The sequence below is a fragment of the Endozoicomonas sp. SESOKO4 genome, from assembly GCF_024606275.1.
Genome location: NZ_JAHHPS010000098.1, coordinates 1 through 1,645, shown reverse-complemented (window position 1 = coordinate 1,645; position 1,645 = coordinate 1). Strand labels below are relative to the sequence as shown.

Below are 1,645 nucleotides of genomic sequence, written 5' to 3'. Positions count from 1 at the left end.
GCAGGTGTATACGTCAACATCATTGGTCATTCGACTGTGGCGTATACGACAGTGTGGCAACACATTGTTTGGCGAGACTCGGTTGGCAGCACTGGTTTATGAGGGCCTGGTGATTGCTGACTGTGTCAGAAGCCCTCTCACCTATTGATATGATTGAAATTCTTTCCTTTGTTGCCGCTATAGCGGTGGGCTTTGTTGTTCTATCCACCAGCGCTGATCGTTTGATCGAAGTAGCTTCTACCCTGGCCTCTCGACTGGGTATGTCCATTCTCACCATTGGCATGACCATTGTTGCCTTTGGTACTTCAGCACCAGAACTTCTGGTATCGTCTGTTGCCGCACTGGACGGTTCTGCCGGTATTGCCATTGGTAATGCCCTTGGCTCTAACATCATCAATATCGGTAATGAGCAGGTTGTAGCGGATGTAAAGGTGAATGTTCTGGCAATTTGCAAGCGTCTGCCTGTATACAGCTAATCTGAGACTGCTTTTCAACTGAAGACCGCTGATCTGAAACGGGTCAGTGGGCTTCTCACACTTCTCGCTTCATTGCTGCAAAGTGTTGGTAATTCTGCAAGGGTGAATTATGATGGAAGACTCACTCTGAAGAACGTTTCCATTACCCATGCACTGCCCTTTTTGCAACGCTGTCGATACCAAAGTCATTGATTCCCGCCTGGTGGCAGATGGAAACCAGGTGCGCCGTCGTCGTGAATGTTTGACTTGCAGTGAACGATTTACGACTTATGAAATGGCAGAGTTGTTGATTCCCAGACTGGTCAAGAGAGATGGTTCCCGTGAACCCTTCAATGAAGAAAAGTTACGTGCGGGCATGTCTAAGGCTCTGGAAAAACGCCCTGTCAGCATGGAACAGATCGAAGAGTCAGTGACCCGTATCAAGCTTCGGCTCCGGGCCACCGGTGAGCGGGAAATCAAATCTCTGGTTCTGGGTGAAGAAGTCATGCATGAACTTCGGGAACTCGACGAAATCGCCTACATCCGGTTTGCCTCCGTTTATCGTCACTTCAAGGATCTGAATGAATTCCGGGAAGAGATTGAACGACTGGAGACGACTGATAAGCACTGAGGTCATTGCTGACCTCAGTGCAGAGTTTTCGTTTATCAGCTAATGATAGATAGGGCCAGCACACCCATATAGGTGGTAAATGCAGCAAGAATAATGGCGCTCTTATAGCGCGGTACTCTGCTGCAAGTGACCCTTCCCAGGGTCATGGATGATGAGCTTGTTTCGTCGCGATTCATTGCGAAACTGGTGACTATGCAAATCGCCAGAAGCGCAGTAAGCCCCGCCATTGCCAGACCATCTCTCTGTAGAACCGATGAATCAATTGCCAGTCCGCCGCTGAGAATCCCGGGAAAAGCCAGAACCCCCAACAGGTTGAATATATTGGAGCCAATAACCGTGGCCATGACCAGATCAAACAGACCCTTTCGGGCACTGGCCAAAGCAGCAGCCATTTCTGGCAGACTGGTTCCGAAGGCGATGACGGTAAGGCCGATAATCATTTCACTGATACCGAATGAGCGGGCCAGTTCACTGGCACCCCAAACCAGCAATTTTGAACTGCCCATAAGCAAGGCCAGCAGAACCAGACTTTCCACAACGGCGCGGGCGGTAGAAATAG

Annotated in this window: 3 protein-coding genes; 2 read left to right on the top strand and 1 reads right to left on the bottom strand. The window is 49.8% G+C overall.

The window, feature by feature from the left end; genetic code table 11:
* The first annotated feature begins 122 nt into the window (after positions 1 to 122).
* Together KDK16_RS01715 and nrdR are read left to right on the top strand one after the other, a co-directional pair.
* Complete coding sequence (locus tag KDK16_RS01715) at positions 123 to 476, top strand: hypothetical protein (protein ID WP_257274379.1); 354 nt, start codon at positions 123 to 125, stop codon at positions 474 to 476.
* 148 nt (positions 477 to 624) lie between these two features.
* The gene (gene nrdR, locus KDK16_RS01710; protein WP_257254793.1) at positions 625 to 1,086 is read left to right on the top strand and encodes a transcriptional regulator NrdR; all 462 of its coding nucleotides are present in this window, start codon (positions 625 to 627) and stop codon (positions 1,084 to 1,086) included.
* Between the two features lie 35 nt (positions 1,087 to 1,121).
* On the opposite strand, the gene KDK16_RS01705 is transcribed toward nrdR, so the two are convergent.
* A partial coding sequence (locus tag KDK16_RS01705; RefSeq protein ID WP_373690891.1) for a sodium:calcium antiporter occupies positions 1,122 to 1,645 on the bottom strand: 524 nt, incomplete at its 5' end.

Bases quoted from the DNA above. Each gene is read 5' to 3' on its own strand.
- nrdR (WP_257254793.1), top strand. From the start codon at position 625: ATGCACTGCCCTTTTTGCAACGCTGTCGATACCAAAGTCATTGATTCC.